This window comes from Klebsiella africana, assembly GCF_020526085.1.
Lineage (GTDB): Bacteria > Pseudomonadota > Gammaproteobacteria > Enterobacterales > Enterobacteriaceae > Klebsiella > Klebsiella africana.
Genome location: NZ_CP084874.1, coordinates 2,437,088 through 2,455,068, shown reverse-complemented (window position 1 = coordinate 2,455,068; position 17,981 = coordinate 2,437,088). Strand labels below are relative to the sequence as shown.

General features: G+C 57.6%; 15 protein-coding genes and 1 pseudogene. 6 read left to right on the top strand and 10 right to left on the bottom strand.

Annotated features, from left to right (window positions below; all coding sequences use genetic code 11):
- Window positions 1-2: 2 nt before the first annotated feature.
- Genes pqqD through pqqF form a run of 3 tightly spaced genes read left to right on the top strand, consistent with a single transcriptional unit; the run spans window position 3 to window position 3,728 of the window.
- Window positions 3-281: a pyrroloquinoline quinone biosynthesis peptide chaperone PqqD gene (pqqD, locus tag LGL98_RS11970; RefSeq protein WP_136034459.1), complete on the top strand. Its 279-nt coding sequence runs from the start codon at window positions 3-5 to the stop codon at window positions 279-281.
- Window positions 268-1,410 (top strand): pyrroloquinoline quinone biosynthesis protein PqqE, encoded by a 1,143-nt coding sequence (gene pqqE / locus LGL98_RS11965; protein ID WP_136034461.1) that lies wholly within the window; start codon window positions 268-270, stop codon window positions 1,408-1,410. The genes pqqD and pqqE overlap by 14 nt, the downstream gene beginning before the upstream one ends.
- The gene (gene pqqF / locus LGL98_RS11960) at window positions 1,410-3,728 is read left to right on the top strand and encodes a pyrroloquinoline quinone biosynthesis protein PqqF (RefSeq protein ID WP_136034463.1); all 2,319 of its coding nucleotides are present in this window, start codon (window positions 1,410-1,412) and stop codon (window positions 3,726-3,728) included. Before pqqE ends, pqqF begins: the two co-directional genes overlap by 1 nt.
- On the opposite strand, the gene LGL98_RS11955 is transcribed toward pqqF, so the two are convergent.
- The 4 genes from LGL98_RS11955 to LGL98_RS11940 form a co-directional block, all read right to left on the bottom strand.
- Window positions 3,691-4,428, bottom strand: a complete 738-nt coding sequence (locus tag LGL98_RS11955) for a glutamine amidotransferase (RefSeq protein WP_136034465.1) — start codon at window positions 4,426-4,428, stop codon at window positions 3,691-3,693. The genes pqqF and LGL98_RS11955 overlap by 38 nt on opposite strands.
- A 111-nt stretch (window positions 4,429-4,539) precedes the next feature.
- Window positions 4,540-6,450: a penicillin-binding protein 2 gene (gene mrdA, locus LGL98_RS11950; protein ID WP_168435413.1), complete on the bottom strand. Its 1,911-nt coding sequence runs from the start codon at window positions 6,448-6,450 to the stop codon at window positions 4,540-4,542.
- Window positions 6,451-6,648: 198 nt separating this feature from the next.
- Window positions 6,649-7,125: a DMT family transporter gene (locus tag LGL98_RS11945; RefSeq protein ID WP_025711512.1), complete on the bottom strand. Its 477-nt coding sequence runs from the start codon at window positions 7,123-7,125 to the stop codon at window positions 6,649-6,651.
- A gap of 9 nt (window positions 7,126-7,134) precedes the next feature.
- The gene (locus LGL98_RS11940; protein WP_117091410.1) at window positions 7,135-7,569 is read right to left on the bottom strand and encodes a DMT family transporter; all 435 of its coding nucleotides are present in this window, start codon (window positions 7,567-7,569) and stop codon (window positions 7,135-7,137) included.
- 99 nt (window positions 7,570-7,668) lie between these two features.
- On the opposite strand from LGL98_RS11940, the gene LGL98_RS11935 reads away from it, so the two are divergent.
- Entirely contained in the window at window positions 7,669-8,601 is a 933-nt protein-coding gene (locus LGL98_RS11935) for a LysR family transcriptional regulator (RefSeq protein WP_023287675.1), read from the top strand.
- Between the two features lie 268 nt (window positions 8,602-8,869).
- The gene (katG, locus tag LGL98_RS11930; protein WP_136034467.1) at window positions 8,870-11,047 is read left to right on the top strand and encodes a catalase/peroxidase HPI; all 2,178 of its coding nucleotides are present in this window, start codon (window positions 8,870-8,872) and stop codon (window positions 11,045-11,047) included.
- A 34-nt stretch (window positions 11,048-11,081) separates the two neighbouring features.
- On the opposite strand, the gene zapE is transcribed toward katG, so the two are convergent.
- Entirely contained in the window at window positions 11,082-12,143 is a 1,062-nt protein-coding gene (gene zapE, locus LGL98_RS11925) for a cell division protein ZapE (RefSeq protein ID WP_136034469.1), read from the bottom strand.
- A 262-nt stretch (window positions 12,144-12,405) separates the two neighbouring features.
- On the opposite strand from zapE, the gene LGL98_RS11920 reads away from it, so the two are divergent.
- On the top strand, window positions 12,406-13,812 hold the full coding sequence (locus LGL98_RS11920) for an MFS transporter (protein WP_136034471.1): 1,407 nt from the start codon (window positions 12,406-12,408) through the stop codon (window positions 13,810-13,812).
- Between the two features lie 40 nt (window positions 13,813-13,852).
- Here LGL98_RS11920 and LGL98_RS11915 read toward each other — a convergent pair whose 3' ends face one another.
- The 5 genes and pseudogenes from LGL98_RS11915 to LGL98_RS11895 form a co-directional block, all read right to left on the bottom strand.
- Window positions 13,853-14,167 carry a PTS lactose/cellobiose transporter subunit IIA gene (locus LGL98_RS11915; RefSeq protein WP_136034473.1) on the bottom strand — a complete coding sequence of 105 codons (315 nt, stop codon included), beginning with the start codon at window positions 14,165-14,167 and terminating at the stop codon, window positions 13,853-13,855.
- A gap of 9 nt (window positions 14,168-14,176) precedes the next feature.
- Window positions 14,177-14,500, bottom strand: a complete 324-nt coding sequence (locus tag LGL98_RS11910) for a PTS sugar transporter subunit IIB (protein ID WP_025711521.1) — start codon at window positions 14,498-14,500, stop codon at window positions 14,177-14,179.
- A 35-nt stretch (window positions 14,501-14,535) separates the two neighbouring features.
- Window positions 14,536-15,491, bottom strand: a pseudogene (locus tag LGL98_RS11905) (alpha/beta hydrolase fold domain-containing protein).
- Between the two features lie 32 nt (window positions 15,492-15,523).
- Window positions 15,524-16,807 (bottom strand): carbohydrate porin, encoded by a 1,284-nt coding sequence (locus tag LGL98_RS11900; RefSeq protein WP_136034477.1) that lies wholly within the window; start codon window positions 16,805-16,807, stop codon window positions 15,524-15,526.
- Window positions 16,808-17,000: 193 nt separating this feature from the next.
- On the bottom strand, window positions 17,001-17,945 hold the full coding sequence (locus LGL98_RS11895) for an AraC family transcriptional regulator (protein WP_004180047.1): 945 nt from the start codon (window positions 17,943-17,945) through the stop codon (window positions 17,001-17,003).
- Window positions 17,946-17,981 lie beyond the last annotated feature (36 nt).

Here is a 17,981-nt window from a genome sequence, read left to right as displayed (position 1 = left end):
TCATGCAAGAAACCTCCATCGTTGCCTTTCGTCGCGGCTACCGCCTGCAGTGGGAAGCTGCCCAGGAGAGCCATGTGATCCTCTATCCGGAAGGAATGGCCAAACTCAATGAGACCGCCGCGGCGATCCTCGAGCTGGTTGACGGCCGGCGCGACGTCGCGGCAATTATCGCCGTGCTCAACGAACGCTTCCCGGAAGCCGGTGGCGTCGATGACGACGTCATCGAGTTCCTGCAGATCGCCTATCAACAGAAGTGGATCACCTGCCGTGAGCCAGAGTAAACCCACCGTCAATCCGCCGCTGTGGCTGCTGGCGGAGCTGACCTATCGCTGCCCGCTGCAGTGTCCCTATTGTTCCAATCCGCTGGACTTCGCCCGGCAGGATAAGGAGCTGACCACCGAACAATGGATCGAGGTCTTTCGCCAGGCGCGGGCGATGGGCAGCGTACAGCTGGGCTTTTCCGGCGGCGAGCCGCTGACCCGTAAAGATCTGCCGGAGCTGATCCGCGCCGCGCGCGACCTCGGGTTCTATACCAACCTGATCACCTCCGGGATAGGGCTGACGGAGAGCAAACTGGATGCCTTCAGCGAGGCCGGGCTGGACCATATCCAGATTAGCTTCCAGGCCAGCGATGAAGTGCTCAACGCCGCGCTGGCCGGCAACCAAAAAGCCTTCCAGCAGAAGCTGGCGATGGCCAAAGCGGTAAAAGCGCGCGACTACCCGATGGTGCTCAACTTCGTTCTTCACCGGCACAACATCGACCAGCTCGATAAAATTATCGAGTTGTGCATTGAGCTGGAAGCCGATGATGTCGAGCTGGCCACCTGCCAGTTCTACGGCTGGGCGTTTCTTAATCGCGAAGGGCTGCTGCCGACCCGGGAACAGATCGCTCGTGCCGAGCAGGTGGTCGCCGACTACCGGCAGAAAATGGCCGCCAGCGGCAACCTCACCAACCTGCTGTTCGTCACCCCGGACTATTACGAGGAACGCCCGAAAGGCTGTATGGGCGGCTGGGGATCGATTTTCCTCAGCGTCACCCCGGAAGGCACCGCCCTACCGTGCCATAGCGCGCGCCAGCTGCCGGTGGCGTTCCCGTCGGTGCTGGAGCAGAGTCTGGAATCGATCTGGTATGACTCGTTCGGCTTCAACCGCTACCGCGGGTATGACTGGATGCCGGAGCCGTGCCGCTCCTGTGATGAAAAAGAGAAGGACTTCGGCGGCTGCCGCTGCCAGGCCTTTATGCTGACCGGCAGCGCCGATAACGCCGACCCGGTGTGCAGCAAATCCCCGCATCATCACAAAATCCTCGAGGCCCGGCGCGAAGCGGCCTGCAGCGACATAAAAGTCAGCCAGCTGCAGTTCCGCAACCGTACCCGCTCGCAGCTGATCTACCAAACCCGGGACTTGTAATGACGCTGGCGACCCGCACCGTCACTTTGCCGGGCGGCCTGCAGGCCACCCTGGTGCATCACCCGCAAGCGGATCGCGCGGCTGCCCTGGCGCGGGTCGCCGCCGGCAGCCACCACGAACCGTCGCGCTTCCCTGGGCTGGCGCACCTGCTGGAACACCTGCTGTTTTACGGCGGTGAGCGCTACAAGGATGATGACCGGCTGATGGGCTGGGTGCAGCGCCAGGGCGGAAGCGTGAATGCCACCACCCTGGCCCGCCACAGCGCGTTCTTTTTCGAGGTCGCCGCCGGGGAGCTGGCGGAGGGTGTTGCGCGTCTGCAGGAGATGCTGCAGGCGCCGCGGCTGCTCAGGGAAGATATTCAGCGCGAAGTGGCGGTGATTGACGCCGAGTACCGCCTGATCCAGCAGCATGAGCCGTCGCGCCGGGAAGCCGCGGTGCGTCATGTCGCCAGCGCGCCCACGGCCTTTCGCCGCTTTCAGGTAGGCAGCGCCGACGCGCTGACGGGCGATCTCTCTGCGTTGCAGGCTGCCTTAGGCGATTTTCACCGCACCCATTACGTCGCCCGCCGGATGCAGCTCTGGCTGCAGGGGCCGCAGTCGCTGGAGGCGCTCGGCGAGCTGGCGGCCCGTTTCGCCGCCGGCCTTGCCACGGGCGAGGCGCCGCAGTCGGCGCCGCCGCTACACCTGGGCGAGACCACTGAACTGCAGCTGGCGGTCGCCTCTCGCCCCGCCCTGTGGCGCTGTCCGCTGATCGCCTTAAGTGACAACGTCACTTTATTACGCGAGTTTTTGCTCGATGAAGCCCCCGGCAGCCTGATGGCCGGCCTGCGCCAGCGCCGGCTGGCCGAGGACGTGGCGCTGAACTGGCTGTATCAGGATCGGCACCTCGGCTGGCTGGCGCTGATTTTCACCAGCGACCGCCAGGAAGAGGTCGACCGGCAGATAACCCACTGGCTGCAGGCGCTACAGCAAACGACGCCTGAGCAGCAGCAACACTACTATCAGCTATCCCGGCGCCGTTTTCAGGCGCTGTCGCCCCTCGACCAGCTGCGCCAGCGGGCATTCGGCTTTGCCCCCGGCGCGTCGCCCGCCGGGTTCGCCAATTTTTGCGCCGCCCTGCTGGCCGCCCCGTCGGTTAGCCTGGCCTGTCAGACCGTTTCCCCAGGGGAGCCTGTTGCCACCCAAGGCTTTAGCCTGCCGCTTAGCCGCTGGCGCCGCCACCCGGTGTCTGACCCGGCACTGGCGTTCGCTTTTTATCCGCAGGCCGCTGGCGACCTCGTTGCCGAATGCCCGGAGAAAGCCGCGCCGCTGCTCCACCTCCCGTCACCAGGAGAACCGCCGACGCTCCTGCTGCGACCGCCCTTCTACTGCTCGCCCGCTCAGGCCGAGGGGCTGGCGCGTGGGGAACCGCTGCGCCCACTGCTTGCCGCCCTGCGCCACGCCGGGGGACACGGCGAGTGGCATCTGTTCGACGGCAGCTGGCAGTTGACCCTCCAGCTGCCAGAGCCCGGCCGACGGCCGAACGCAATCCTGCAGGCCATCCTGCATCAGCTCGCACTCCCGGTCGCCTCGCTGACCCCACCGCCGGAAAGTATCGCTATTCGTCATCTCATGGCTCAACTCCCCGAACGGCTGGGTGCCACCGGACATCAGAAAGGTTGGCTGGCGGCCCTGGCCGGCGGCAGCACGGAAGATGCGCAGTGGGTAGCGCGCCAGCTGAGCCTGCTTAGCGGCCCGGTAAATCCCTCCCCCAATCCCGCGGCGTCCTGCCGCCATGGCGTCGAACGGTTGGTTTATCCAGGAGGCGATACGGCGCTGCTGGTCTTTATTCCGCTGCCGGATGGCGCCTCGCTGGCGGCCCTGCGGCTGCTGGCGCAGCATTGTGAGCCGCTATTTTTCCAGCGCCTGCGGGTGGAGCAGCAGATTGGCTATGTGGTGAGCTGCCGCTATCAGCGGGTCGCCGATCGCGACGGGCTGCTGATGGCGCTCCAGTCCCCGGATCGCCGCGCCGGGGAATTGCTGCGCTGTGGTAAAGACTTTCTGCGCCAGCTGGCCCCCATGGATGAGGCGACCTTCAGACCGCTACAGCAGCGCCTGGCCGCTCAGATCCGCGCCAGGAGGCCGCCAGAGGCGCGGGCGTTGGCCGCCCTGCGTCAGGAGTATGGTTTACCAGAGCTAACGCCGCAGGCGGTTGACGCGCTGCGCGTGGAAGAGATGGCCGACCTGGCCCGCGAAATGGCCCGCCGGCGTCGCCGCTGGCAGGTGCTGTTCACGACAGGGATTAATGGCCGGGGGCATCCGGGGTCAGAAAAGCGCTGACGAAGCGCGTAAGGATCGCCGCGCCCTGCGGGCTCTCCTGCACCTCGTCGTGTAACCGCTGCGCGTCAATGCCCTCTGTCTTCAGTACCGCCTCCCGGTGGCGGATCAGCGAGCGGGCTATCGGCGCGGTGAACTCCGGGTGAAACTGCGTGGAGACCGCGTGCGGCCCGTAGCGCACAATCTGATGCGGATCGTGGGAGGACGCGGCCAGCACCGTGGCCCCTTCCGGCAAACGGGTCACGGTTTGCAAATGGCTCAGATGCGCAGGAAATGTGGCCGGCAGGCCGCTCAGCAGCGGGTCATCGACACCCCATGGCGACAGCGTAATGGTTTGGCTGCCGCTTTCCCGCCCGGCAGGATGATACGCCACCTCGCCCCCCAGAGCATGGGCCATCAGTTGATGGCCATAGCACACGCCAAACAGCGGCATATCGATAGCCACTGCCTGACGGATCCAGTCGGCGGTCCGTTCGCTCCACGCCAGACGATCGGTCACCATCGCCCACGAGCCGGTCAGCACCGCTATGGTCTGGTTATCCGGCACCGGCAGCGGTTCATCTTCAAATACCCGCACCGCGGTGAGCTGTGTCTGCCACGGCGCCAGCAGCGTACGGAACCAGTGCGGCAGATCGCCATGCGCCTGGCGAATGGCCGTCGGCGGCGTGCCGGTCTGGACCAGCAGTAATCGGTTACGTGTCACTCTTCCTCCTCACTCCGGGTCATGTTCCTGCCATCACTATGCCGCCCGGAAAGCCGCGGGACAAATAACCAATATCTATGAACGATGCGCGTCCGGAATAAGTCCAGCCGCTTACTGGGCGTCCGCGCTGTCACGCTGCGGTACATCAGCTGCCGCCGACGATGCCTGCTGCGGGACGAAAATATGATCCAGGATGGCGCGCGCCGTCGGTCCGGCCACCACCCCATCCCCGCCGCCGTTCTCCAGAATCAGCGCCATCGCCACCTTCGGATGCTGGTAAGGGGCAAACAGGGTGTAGAAGATATGGTCGCGCAAACGTACCGGGATCATTTTGGCGTTATAGGTCTGGTTTTGCTTCAGGCTGAAGACCTGCGAGGTCCCGGACTTCGCCGCAATCTGATACGGCGCGGTATGGAACAGCTTATAGCCAGTGCCGTTGGGCAGATTCGCCATGCCGTACATGCCGTTGCGCACAATGCCCCAGTACGGGGATTTCGGATCGCCCACCTGCGGCAGGTCCGCCGGCTGCTGATAGCGTTCCACATGGTTGCCCTGCTTCATCGAATAGAGTAGGTGCGGATCCTGCACCTTACCGTTGTTCAGCAGGGTGGTAAGCGCCTTCACCATCTGGATCGGGGTCGCGATCCAGTACCCCTGGCCGATGCCGACCGAGATGGTGTCCCCCTGATACCATGGCTTTTTATGCACCCGCTGTTTCCACTCCCGGCTCGGCAGTACCCCGGCGTACTCCTCATTAAGGTCGATACCGGTGGACTGACCGTAACCGAATTTGCTCAGCCACTCATGGATCCGGTCAATGCCCATCTCGAAGGCGACCTGATAGAAAAAGGTGTCAGCTGACTCTTCGATGGCTTTAGTCACGTTGAGCATGCCGTGGCCGGTTTTCAGCCAGTCGCGGTAGCGGCGTTGCGTACCCGGCAGCGTCCACGTCGGCGCCCCGAAGAAGGTGGTGTTCGGCGTGATCACACCTGCAGACAGCGCCGACAGCGCCATATAGGGTTTGACCGTCGAGGCCGGGGGATACAGCCCCTGGGTGACGCGGTTGATCAGCGGCCGGTCCGGATTCTCCAGCAGCGATTTATAGGCCTGATAACCGATACCTTTGACGAACGGATTAGGATCGTAGCTGGGACTGGAGACCATTGCCAGCACGCCGCCATCCCGCGGGTCGACCACCACTACTGCCGCCCGCTGTCCCTTCAGCACCGACTCAATGTACTGCTGGAGATGAAGGTCGAGAGTCAGATAGAGGTTTTTTCCGGCCACCGGCGGCACCTCTTTCAGCAGACGCACTACCCGGCCGTGGTTATCCACCTCCACTTCCTGATAGCCGGTGGTGCCGTGCAGCGCTTTTTCGTAATAGCCCTCGATGCCCTGCTTACCGATGTTGCGGTCGGCGGCATAGTTCTCCTCTTCGCCGTTTTTCGCCAGCCGCTGCAGATCGCTGTCGTTAATTTTCGACACATAACCCACCACGTGCGCCAGCTCTGCGCCATAGGGGTATTCCCGTTGCTGATAGCTCTCCACCGTCACGCCGGGAAAACGGAATTCGTTGACCGCGAAGCGGGCCACCTCCACATCGCTGAGGTCTGACTTAAGGGTGACCGCTTTATAGCGGCTGGTGTGGTGCATATCGTCGCGAAAGCTGGCGATGTCGTCCGGCGTCAGGTCGACGATAGGCGTCAGCTGCTGCAACAGCGCGGCCATATCGGGAATTTTGCTCGGGATCACCTGCAGGCGATACAGGGTAATATTCTGCACCAGCGGAATGCCGTTGCGATCGAATATCAGCCCGCGGCTGGGGGCGATAGGCAGCATTTTGATGTCGTTCTGGTTTGACCGGGTCTGGTAGAAATCATGCTGCTCCACCTGCAGATGGTAGAGGTTAACGATCAGCACGCCAAAGCAGACCACCACCAGCAGAAAAGCAATTGCGGCCCGGCGGATAAACAGCATCTCTTCCGCGGAGTGGTCGCGAATTTCATCTCTCAAAAGGGGCATTAGCGGTACATCACCTGAATCACTGGAAAAGCCAACGGCGTAACGGCCGGGAAGCATAGCCTTATCGCAGCGTCAGCCCTACTGAAAGGTTGCTAATGATCTGGCAGAAATGTTTCAGCATGTTAGAGGGATCGTTATTCTTAACCTTGCCCGTGACGCGTCAGACTGTATTCACGTTGCCCGACGCGTCGGCGCGGCTCACTGTTCTGCGCGGGCCGCCTTGTCGGAGGCAGCCGACTTCCCTGAGGTATAGATTAAGTACAGCGCCAGGGCCAGGCATATCACCGCCGCCAGTCGCGCAGGCGAGAACGCCATCGTGCTGTTGCCCAGCCAGCCAAAGTTGTCGATTAGCAAGCTCATCGTCAGCTGGCCAAAGATCACCGCCACGGTGGCCGTCGCGGTGCCTATCCGCTGCACCGCCAGCACCATAATGACGATGTAGGGCACACCGCAAAAAGCGCCCAGCAGCTGCCACTTAGGCACCTGTAGTAGCGTTACCGACGTCGCCGGAGCAAAAAACAGGATCAGTAATCCGGTCACCAGCGCGCCGGTGGCAAAGGTTAAAAAGGCGCTGCGAAACACCCCCACCTGGCTGCCAAGACGGCCGTTTATCGCCGCCTGAATGCTAAGCAATGCGCCGCCGCACAGCGCCAGAATAATTATCAGCGTACTCATTTTTACTCCTTAACCCAGGGCCACCAGCAGTAACGCCGCCATAATCAACCCCAGCGCTACGGCGCGTCGCGGATCGATTTTGCGCCGTGGGCTGCCGAACAGCCCGAAATGGTCGATCGCCAGGCTTTTCGCCACCTGACCCGCCAGAATGCCGATCATGGTCATGGCAATACCAATCACCGGCGTCGCCACGGTCAAGATCACCACGTACCCCGCGCCCAGCAGGCCGCCGGTGAGTTGCCAGCCGGGCAGCGAAAAGAAGGACGGGCTGCTGCGTGGGCTGAAAAACAGCATCAGAAAAAAGGTTAACACTGCGCCAATCCCAAAGATGCTCATGGTTGCCCACAGATCCCCTACCTGGCTCGCCAGCGGCCCCAGCAGGCCCGCCTCGACCGATAATCCCATGCCGCCGGCTATCACTAATAAAATGAATAATAACGCCATTACTGCGCCTCCTCTGAACAACAGGCGGCAGAGCATAAAGCAGCGTGGCGATGTAATAAACGGTATAATGAAGGAAACACTTTTGCAGGAATTGCACAGATGGCCGATGCCAGCAGCGTCGATTTTCGCGCCCTTCAGCTTTTCATCGCGGTTTACGATAACCAGAGTTTTTCCGTAGTGGCCCGCCGCGAAGGGGTCTCTCCTTCGCTGATCTCGCGGACCATCCAGCAGCTGGAAGATGCCCTTGGGCAGCAGTTGTTCTACCGCAACACCCGTGCCGTAGTACCGACCGAGGCAGGACGCCTTTTTGCAGCGTCCGCTCGGGAACTGCTGGGACAGTACGCCGACGCGCAACGGGCGTTACAGGATCGGGCACAGGCCCCCGGCGGGCTGGTGCGGATCAATGCGCCGGTCTATTTTGGTCAGCGGCATATCGCCCCCTGGCTTGCGGAACTGGCGGCCCGGCATCCCAAACTGCAGTTTGATCTGACGCTGACCGACGATTTTATCGATCCCCATCGCGACGCGACGGATATCCTGTTTCGCATCAGCAGCCTGCCGGACGCGGGCTATCACGCCAGGGTGTTTGGCAGCCAGCGCTATTACCTGACCGCCTCCCCGGAGTATGTCTCACGGTACGGCAGCCCGGCCTCACCGGAGGCATTGCGTCAACATCGCACGCTGGTGTATGGCGGTTCGCAGGGAGCCAACCGCTGGCTGTTTCGCCAGGGTGAAGAGGCATGGGTGCATTTTCCGCAAACGCCGCTCATGACCTCGAACAATGCCGATGCCCTGCTCACTGCGGCGATTGGCGGTATGGGAGTGGTGTTATTTCCCGACTGGATGGTTAGCGAAGCGCTGCACAACGGGACATTAGTCACGCTGATGGATCGCTTCTCGGCGGCCATCAGCCACACGCCATCGTATATCGCGGCGATTTATCCTTATACCCGCCATCCCTCTCTCAACGTGCGGACGGTCATTGACTATTTTTCCGCGGTGTATGGCTCGCCGCCCTACTGGCAGCGCTAATGCGTAATTCGTAGTAAAAATTGTCATATCTCAAATAATTAGCATTCCGCCAACAGGATTCTCCGAGATCGTTTCCTTTGCCGTCTCGTTACGGCTATGGTTACTAATGAGGTTAATCTCAATCTCCGGACCGTTGCGGTCCCACCAGGGGGTTGCCTAACCCTTCGTTGAACGGAATTAGCTATTAAATCCGTAGACTCATTCAAATATCGCTTATTGGTAGCAGTGTATATCGTAACGGCATTCACAAAAGCAAACGGAGCCTGATATGAGCACGTCTAACGACCCATCCAACAACGCATCCGCCGGAAAGTGCCCTTTCCACGCCGAGACGCCAAAACAGAGCGCCGGCAGCGGCACCGCCAACCGCGACTGGTGGCCAAACCAGCTGCGTGTCGATCTGCTAAACCAGCACTCCAATCGTTCCAACCCGTTGGGTGAGGATTTTAACTACAGGGAAGAGTTTAAAAAGCTCGATTACTCCGCGCTGAAGGCTGATCTCAGAGCGCTGCTGACCGATTCGCAAGAGTGGTGGCCGGCAGACTGGGGTAGCTATATTGGCTTGTTTATTCGTATGGCCTGGCACGGCGCCGGCACCTACCGCACCGTTGACGGTCGCGGCGGCGCAGGTCGTGGACAACAGCGCTTTGCCCCCCTGAACTCCTGGCCTGACAACGTCAGCCTCGATAAAGCCCGCCGTCTGCTGTGGCCAGTGAAACAGAAATATGGCCAGAAAATCTCCTGGGCTGACCTTTACATGCTGGCGGGTAACGTCGCCCTGGAAAACGCCGGCTTCCGCACCTTTGGCTTTGGCGCCGGTCGTGAAGACGTCTGGGAACCGGATCTCGACGTCGACTGGGGCGATGAGAAAGAGTGGCTGGCCCACCGTCACCCGGAAAGCCTGGCGAAACAGGCCATCGGCGCCACCGAGATGGGTCTGATTTACGTCAACCCGGAGGGACCAAACGCCAGCGGCGAGCCGCTGTCCGCCGCGGCGGCCATTCGCGCCACCTTCGGCAATATGGCGATGGATGATGAAGAGATTGTCGCGCTGATCGCCGGCGGCCATACGCTGGGTAAAACCCACGGCGCTGCCGAAACCAGCCACGTCGGCGCCGAGCCCGAGGCCGCACCGCTGGAAGCGCAAGGTCTGGGCTGGCACTCCAGCTACGGCAGCGGCGCAGGCGCAGACGCCATTACCTCCGGTCTGGAAGTGGTCTGGACGCAGACGCCGACCCAGTGGAGCAACTACTTTTTCGAAAACCTGTTCAAATACGAATGGGTGCAGACCCGCAGCCCGGCTGGCGCGATCCAGTTCGAAGCCAAAGACGCGCCGGAGATTATCCCGGATCCGTTTAACTCGGAGAAAAAGCGCAAACCGACCATGCTGGTCACCGATCTGACCCTGCGCTTCGACCCGGAGTTTGAAAAAATCTCTCGCCGCTTCCTCAACGATCCGCAGGCCTTTAACGAGGCGTTCGCCCGGGCGTGGTTCAAGCTGACCCACCGTGATATGGGGCCAAAATCCCGTTACCTCGGGCCGGAAGTGCCGAAAGAAGATCTGATTTGGCAGGATCCGCTGCCGGCAGCGACCCACCAGCCGAGCGCGGAAGATATCGCCAGCCTGAAAACCGCCATCGCCGGCGCCGGCCTGTCGGTCAGTGAGCTGGTCTCGGTCGCCTGGGCGTCTGCCTCCACCTTCCGCGGCGGCGATAAGCGCGGTGGCGCCAACGGCGCGCGTCTGGCGCTGGCCCCGCAGAAAGACTGGCCGGTTAACGCCATCGCCAGCCGGGTGCTGCCGACCCTGCAGGCGATCCAGCGCGCCTCCGGCAAAGCGTCGCTGGCCGATATTATCGTGCTGGCCGGCGTGGTCGGCGTTGAGCAGGCTGCCGCTGCCGCCGGCGTCAGCGTCAATGTGCCGTTTACCCCAGGCCGCGTCGACGCCCTGCCTGAGCAGACCGACGTCGAGTCGTTTGACCTGCTGCAGCCGCTGGCGGATGGCTTCCGCAACTATCGCCGTATCGAAGGCGGAGTGTCGACGGAAACCCTGCTGATCGATAAAGCGCAGCAGCTGACGTTAACCGCCCCGGAAATGACCGTGCTGGTCGGTGGCTTGCGCGTACTGGGCGCGAACTACGACGGCAGCAAACACGGGGTATTTACCGACCGCGTCGGCGTGCTCAGCAATGACTTCTTCGTCAATCTGCTGGATATGGCCACCGTCTGGAAAGCGGCCGATGATAACGCGGAGCTGTTTACCGGCAGCGACCGTAAAACCGGCGAAGCGAAGTACAGCGCCACCCGCGTGGATCTGGTGTTTGGCTCCAACTCGGTACTGCGTGCCCTGGCGGAAGTGTACGCCTGCGCCGACGGGCAGCAGAAGCTGGTGCATGACTTCGTCGCCGCCTGGACCAAGGTGATGAACCTCGACCGTTTCGATCTGTAATCCCATCGCCCCGGCTCCCGCCGGGGCGTTTTTCTCACACCGCCAGCGGTAGCTGTTGCAGGCGACTCCGCGTTCGTTGAATATCCTCTAGTTCCACCCCGGCCACCAGCGTCTGCAGATCGCAGCGGGTCACCAGCAGCAGGCGGATCTGCTTTTCATACAGCACATCAATCACGTTGATAAAGCGCTGCTGGGCCGCCGGCCCCACCGTAGACAACGGCGGCACCTCATCCAGTAACCAGACGGCATAGTTTTCGCAGAGCGTCAGATAGTCCATCACCGCCGTGGCGGCCTGACAGAGCTGGGTAAAGGTGAAGTGCAGCAAGTCAGGTGACGCCGCGACCGCCTGGAGGGTGCGGTAACCAACCTCCAGCGAGATGGGTTCGCCAGGCAGCGACGGTAGATCGTACAGCTGGCGCTGTTGCACGCTTGGGTTCACCCACCGCCGCCCGCTACAGAAGGCGTTATCCTGGCTCAGATGCCGCTCGCGATAATCCTCCTCGCCGTTCAGCGCCACCACCGTTAGATGGGCGCGGATCAGCGCGATCGACGGTAAAAAGCGATCGTGATACAGCGGGTTGGGCAGCAGCATCTCCGGCGGATAGTTTGAGGTGGCCAGCAACACGATACCGCGTTGAAAGAGGTGTTCCAGCAAGGCTTTGATCAGCATGGCATCGCCGGGGTCGTGCAGATGAAATTCGTCAAAGCATAGCAGGCGGCATCCGGAGGTCATCTGCCTCATCACCGTCTGCAGGCCGGGCGCCCCAGGGGCATTCAGCCGCTGGTGCAGTTCGCGGAAGAAGTGATGAAAATGAACCCGCCGCCTGGCGGCGAGCGGCAGGCTGGCGAAAAAGTGGTCGAGGATAAAGCTTTTCCCTCGCCCGGTACGTCCCCAGACGTACAGCCCCTGCGGCGTGCCGGACGCGGACATCAGCTGCTGGCCCAGGGCGTCAAGGCGGGCGATAAGCGACAGCTGATCGTCGTCCAGCGTCAGGCGCGCCCGCGCCGCCTGTTCGGCCATCACGTGGCTAAAATAAAAATCGGCCGTCGCCTCGGACGAGCCAGACCCCGACGGCGCACATCCATCTTTTAACATTCTTATAACCTCCTGCGAGGAGGCCATTCTAGCCGCTTTCCCACAGGTTGGCGACTCGCACAACCGGAAATGCCGTCAGCGGTGATTTACTTCAATTCCGTCGCTGGGATGCGGCGAAAACCAGCATGAATATCATCTTTATGTCTCCCCAGCGCGATCTTGCGCTAAAGAATGTCGCTAAGGCTAAGGATTAAAAATTTAAAACTATTAACAATCAATTAACATTAGCAGGCAAACCATTCTTCCTGAGGAACACAACACCATGTCTACCACCCAGGTTCTCGGCGAAACGCCCTATGCTTCGCCAGGACAACCGCACGCCAGCTTAACCGGACGCATTGATGCGCTGCCCGCCTCATTTGGGTTATGGTCGTTTATTACCCTGCTCTCCCTTGGCGGCTTCTTTGAGCTCTACGATCTCTTCCAGACCGGGTATATCAGCGCGGGCCTGCTGGCGGAGGGCATTTTCCACACCGGGCAGGCGGGCATCTTCGGCATCGCCGACCAGGCGGCCTTCGCCTCCGCCACCTTTATGGGGCTGTTTATCGGCGCCAGTCTGCTGGCGCCACTGGCGGACAAACTGGGCCGCCGCCTGACCTTTATGGTGGCGCTCGCCTGGTACGGTCTTTTTTCGCTGTTGATGGCGACGCAAAGTAGCGCAGAAGGGGTGATCTTCTTCCGCTTTCTGGTGGGGATCGGTCTCGGCATTGAGCTGGTGACCATTGATACCTACCTCAGCGAATGGGTGCCAACCCATCTGCGCAATAAAGCCTTTGCCTTTGCCTTCTTCATCCAGTTCCTTTCGGTTCCGGCGGTGGCGCTGATGTCCTGGATGCTGGTGCCGACCACCCTGTTCGGCCTCAGCGGCTGGCGCTGGGTGATCATCTTTGGCGCACTGTTTTCGCTGGCGATCTGGTTTATCCGTAAAAAGCTACCGGAGTCAGCCCGCTGGCTGGAAACCAAAGGGCGGCATGATGAAGCGCATACGGTGATGTGTGAGATGGAAGCCCGCTGCGGCCTGACGCCGTCGCCGAAGCATGCGCAGGCGGCACAGAGCGTCGTCAAACGCGGCACCTTTCGCGAGATCTGGGCGCCGCAGTATCGGCAGCGCACCCTGATGCTGATGGTGATGAATTTCTTCCAGGCGATCGGTTTCTTCGGCTTCGGCAACTGGCTGCCGGCACTGCTCTCCGGTCAGGGCGCCAGCATCACCCATAGCCTGCTGTACGCCTTCTTTATCACCCTCGCCTATCCGCTGGGCTGTCTGTTCTGCACCCGCTTCGTGCATCGCTTTGAAAACAAGTGGCAGATTGTCCTCTCCGCGCTGATGACCGTTATCTTCGGCACCCTGTTCGCTCTGCAAAACAGTCCGATCCTGTTGGTGATCTGCGGATTTATGATCACCTGGTCCAACGCCTGGCTGACCATCAGCTACCACGCCTACCAGGCCGAGGTCTTCCCGACCCACATTCGCGCCCGCGCCGTTGGCTTCTGCTACTCCTTCAGCCGGCTTTCCACGGCGGTGACCAGCATCCTGATCGGCATTATTCTGCAATACGCCGGCACGCCGGGCGTAATTAGCTTTATCGTCGTCAGTATGCTGATGGTGATGCTGTCGGTGGGGATTTTCGGCCCGAGAACGCGGGGCATTCGTCTGGAGAATATCTGATGGCTGTCGCCGCCGAAGGTGCCGGCGGCGACATATTTTATCAGGTGCGATGTTGCAACTGGCGCTGAACCTCAATAAGCTCCGCGATCAATTCCCGCGCGAGCATAGAGGTCATTATATGATCCTGGGCATGTACCAGAATAAGATTAACCGGTACATTGCCGCAGCCCTCATCCATACCAATAAGCATGGTTTGTACATCATGCGCGCGTTTTGCGGCATCCGCGGCGTCCTGCATCAGCCTATCAACGTCCTGCCACACTCCTTTTCTGGCGGCTTGCAGCGCTTGCATCGCCAGACTGCGGGACTCACCGGCGTTAATGATGAGTTCCATGACGGTTGCTTCCATATCCATACGGGTGCCCTACTTGTTGAGTGAACATTCATCCAGCAGCGCCAGCGCCGCATCAAGAATTTTATCGCCACGCATCATGCCGTAATCCATGCTATCGATAACGGCGACTCTCTTACCCACCGCAGCGGCCTTTTTGTTAAATTCTTCGAATTTATATTTAATCTGCGGCCCTAAAAGACAGCAATCGTAATTTGGTAACGTGCGGTCAAAATCATCCATTGAAACAGCAATAATATCGACAGCAATGCCTTTCGCTGCGGCCGCTTGCTTCATTTTATTCATCACCATGCTCGTTGACATGCCGGCTGCGCAGCACAAAAATATTTTTTTCATCTTATTTACCTGTTCCTATAACGTATTATTGATGCTTATCTTTGAGATTTTGATCTAAAAAATTAATAATAATTTTTGATACTTCAGGCTGATACCACATCAAACCTGCGTGATCCGCCCCTTTCACCACGTAATGGGTGGACGGTATTTTTTTCGCTACCAGCGCCTCGTGTAAAAGCGTTGACTGGCTGGGTGAAACCACATTGTCGGCATCGCCGTTCATTAGCAGAAAAGGCGGCGTTTTATTCGAAATCCAGGTGATGGGATTAGCCCGTTTCGCCTTTTCGGGATAGGCGGAGATAGCGCCACCGCCTTGCCAGGGAATACCATTAACCAGCATCGCCTCTGGTATGGCCGGTGACTGATGCGCTTTTTGAATGTCCGCGGAAAAGTCAGCGCCGACTTTCGTCAAATCGGACAGGCCATAGAGATCAACCACCGCCTGCACATCGCTGCGTTGATTTGAATACTCTCCCTGGTCAAATTCTTTATGGCCGCTGGTGGTACCCACCATAGCGGCTAAATATCCACCCGCCGACTCGCCCATCACAGCGATATGGTTGGGATCGATGCCTAATTTTTCAGCATTGGCGCGTAAAAATCTGACCGCCGTTTTCGCATCTTCAACCATGCCCGGGAAAGTCACATTGGGTACGACCCGATAGGTAATGCTGGCGACGACATAACCGGCCCGGGCAATATCGACCCGCTGACCGATAAATTTTGATTTGGGCGCATCGAGAAAGCCGCCGCCGGTAATAAATACTACTGCGGGTAACGGTTTATCAGCATAAGGCTTGAGCAAATCCATCGTTAACTGGAGCGGTCGTCCCATGATATTTTGCGTAAATGAATAGGCAATATCAGGCACCATCTCGACGGCCAGAGCGCTGGGTTTAATAACGATAGTTTTGCTGTCTGTTAAAGATGTTTGCGCAAAAGCAGACGGAATAATAAGCATCGTCAGCAGAGCAGCGACGTGTTTGTTCATAGGGTAATATCCTGTAGTGATGTAGTAATGATTCAGAACCAGACTTCCATTCGATACCCGACTCGCCACTCCGAGTCTTCCGGCAATAACGTGACCTCTTTGTCCCCGCCTGCGTAGGTAACCGTCAAACTGAGAATCGGCGCGACATACGGTAAAACATCCAGCTGTAGGGCCGGGCCGGCGGCGATTTTGTAGCCGACGCCGCTGGCGCCTTCGACGCCATTTTTGTTGATAGTGTTATTCACCATGACTTCATACAACATGGAGAGATTTTGGTGATGAATATTTTGCTTAACGTTTACGCCGGTAAAGATGCCGGTTTCATTTGCGGAACCATAGGTCATGTCCCCCCCTGAATAACCTGTATCAGGTATAAAGGTGGTTCGGTCAGCAGTTTTTTCACGCTTGGTATATTCATAGATGAAAGCCGGCGAGACGGCAAAATCATCAAACAACGTCAAGTTTCCGTCGGTGGAAAAACGCATTGAAGAATCGCCCTCTTCGCTAAGGACGGTAATACGACTGGTGTTCAGATAAGGAGCAATAACCCCTTTACCATACTGTAATTTGACTGTCGATTGTCCCTTTGCCACTCCCCAAAAAGACGGCATGCTGTATTTCGCGGAAAAACTAATTGCTTTCTGCTTGCCAGTGCCCAATGGGTCATCAATTTCTTTAACATAGGTCATACCCAGTTCTGTCTGATCGATACGATAAGCCATATCAACGATGCGCCGCGAGCCTTCTATCGCCTGCGGCGCGGTATCGCTGGACCAGTCGATCTGGTCGGTACCAACGTTCAAATCAAAATTCTTACTGTTATAACCGAGGCCAGAATCAATATGCACTTCTTTGGTATTGTAAGCGAAGATATTAATACGTTGATCGAGGTAACGACGCCCAGCCCAAATGTTTGCGCCCTCGGGAAGAAAAGAGAGCCCACCAAAGCGCCCATAATTCTGTGCCGTTTCTACCGTTTTATCGCCGTAACCCACCATTTCATAGGTGTAATCAGCCCACTGCTCAGGAGAAGCCAGACCCTGCCATTTTTTAGTGATAGCCAGCGATGTCCAGTAATCGTGCCAGAAACTGTTTCCCAAATCGCCCATTTTGCCACGAGGATCCTGATTAGGTCCGGTGGGGTCGGTATGCAACGACATGTTTTTGGGACGGTTTAGTTCGCTCTGAAAATCTCCAGCCACCATGCCATATCCATTTAACTGGAAGCTGCCGTCGTCGCTTAGATTGGCCGCATGGCATAAGGCCGCAGGCAGAAAACATAAGATAACACCTGGAATAATAATTCTGGGGTTCATTCTTCAGACTCCATCGGGTAAGAGATATAAAATAAATAAAATTATTATTTTTATTGCTTATCTGATTTTATTTAAAGAATGCCACTCGTGTTATAACCCAGCTTGCCTTTTTATATATCGGTTGTTGCCGATTTTACTTATTACAAAAACATGCAATAGCAAATAGCATGAACGCTGTGAGCAAATTTACTATTCAGGAGTTCAGATCACGATACTCCTTAATACTCATATTATATTTCTCTTTAAATACTTTATAACAATGCGAGGCGTTTTCATAACCCGTCATATTAATAACATCAATAATAGAGTGATTAGTATGCTTGAGGAGATGGATCAACACATCCAGGCGTTTTTCAACCAACAAATCGCTAAAGTTCTTACCGGTGAAGTCTTTTATCAGTTTACTCACTTTATAATTAGGCTGATTTAAACGACAGGAGATCTCTTTCAGGCTGGCAGTTTTATAATCTGTATCAATATATCTCAACACGGCCATGGCAAGTGATTCATTGTAACTGCCGTTGATATGGTAATCGCTGGCTTGCACATTCGAGAGCAGTTCGGTCATCAACAGTCCCACCAGGAAATTGACGCGTATCTCTTTTAAGTGGTTATTACTGTAGATCTCGCTGATGATGACATGCATAATGTTTTGAATTGCGTCGATTTCCCCCACTTTAAAGTGAATATGCTCTCCATGCTTTTTTCTGCCATTAATTGCTGAAAGGATAAAACGGGAAATGATGTTATTTTCATCAAAAAGGGACATGAGTCGACCGAAAAATTCAGTCTTAATAATAAAATTGATGATAATATCATTCTGCCCTGCGGCTTCAATTTCGTGTCTGGCAAACTGGTTGATAAGCAGGATCTCACCCTTACCCAGAGTGAGACTTTCTTCATTGATCTTCTGATGCATTTTACCCTGATATATATAAATAAGCTCGATAAAGCCATGAGAATGCAACGGAATTTTAGTAAATCGGGTCTGCTTTTCAATATGAATGTAGTTGTCTTTGAAAAACCTTCGCTCCATATGGCTTTTGAATTTATGACACAGTTGATAGTTAGCGCGAAGCAGTTCGAGTTCTCTATCGGTATAAGCCAGTAGCTTTTCATGAATATCATGGTGTAACATAAAAGTACCTAACTGGAGCGAACGTTTGGATATGTA

Coding starts and splice junctions, on each gene's coding strand:
- pqqD (WP_136034459.1), top strand. CDS start 3: ATGCAAGAAACCTCCATCGTTGCCTTTCGTCGCGGCTACCGCCTGCAG.
- pqqF (WP_136034463.1), top strand. CDS start 1,410: ATGACGCTGGCGACCCGCACCGTCACTTTGCCGGGCGGCCTGCAGGCC.
- mrdA (WP_168435413.1), bottom strand. CDS start 6,450: ATGCCCCTTTTGAGAGATGAAATTCGCGACCACTCCGCGGAAGAGATG.
- LGL98_RS11945 (WP_025711512.1), bottom strand. CDS start 7,125: ATGAGTACGCTGATAATTATTCTGGCGCTGTGCGGCGGCGCATTGCTT.
- LGL98_RS11940 (WP_117091410.1), bottom strand. CDS start 7,569: ATGGCGTTATTATTCATTTTATTAGTGATAGCCGGCGGCATGGGATTA.
- LGL98_RS11935 (WP_023287675.1), top strand. CDS start 7,669: ATGGCCGATGCCAGCAGCGTCGATTTTCGCGCCCTTCAGCTTTTCATC.
- katG (WP_136034467.1), top strand. CDS start 8,870: ATGAGCACGTCTAACGACCCATCCAACAACGCATCCGCCGGAAAGTGC.
- zapE (WP_136034469.1), bottom strand. CDS start 12,143: ATGTTAAAAGATGGATGTGCGCCGTCGGGGTCTGGCTCGTCCGAGGCG.
- LGL98_RS11920 (WP_136034471.1), top strand. CDS start 12,406: ATGTCTACCACCCAGGTTCTCGGCGAAACGCCCTATGCTTCGCCAGGA.
- LGL98_RS11915 (WP_136034473.1), bottom strand. CDS start 14,167: ATGGATATGGAAGCAACCGTCATGGAACTCATCATTAACGCCGGTGAG.
- LGL98_RS11910 (WP_025711521.1), bottom strand. CDS start 14,500: ATGAAAAAAATATTTTTGTGCTGCGCAGCCGGCATGTCAACGAGCATG.
- LGL98_RS11900 (WP_136034477.1), bottom strand. CDS start 16,807: ATGAACCCCAGAATTATTATTCCAGGTGTTATCTTATGTTTTCTGCCT.
- LGL98_RS11895 (WP_004180047.1), bottom strand. CDS start 17,945: ATGTTACACCATGATATTCATGAAAAGCTACTGGCTTATACCGATAGA.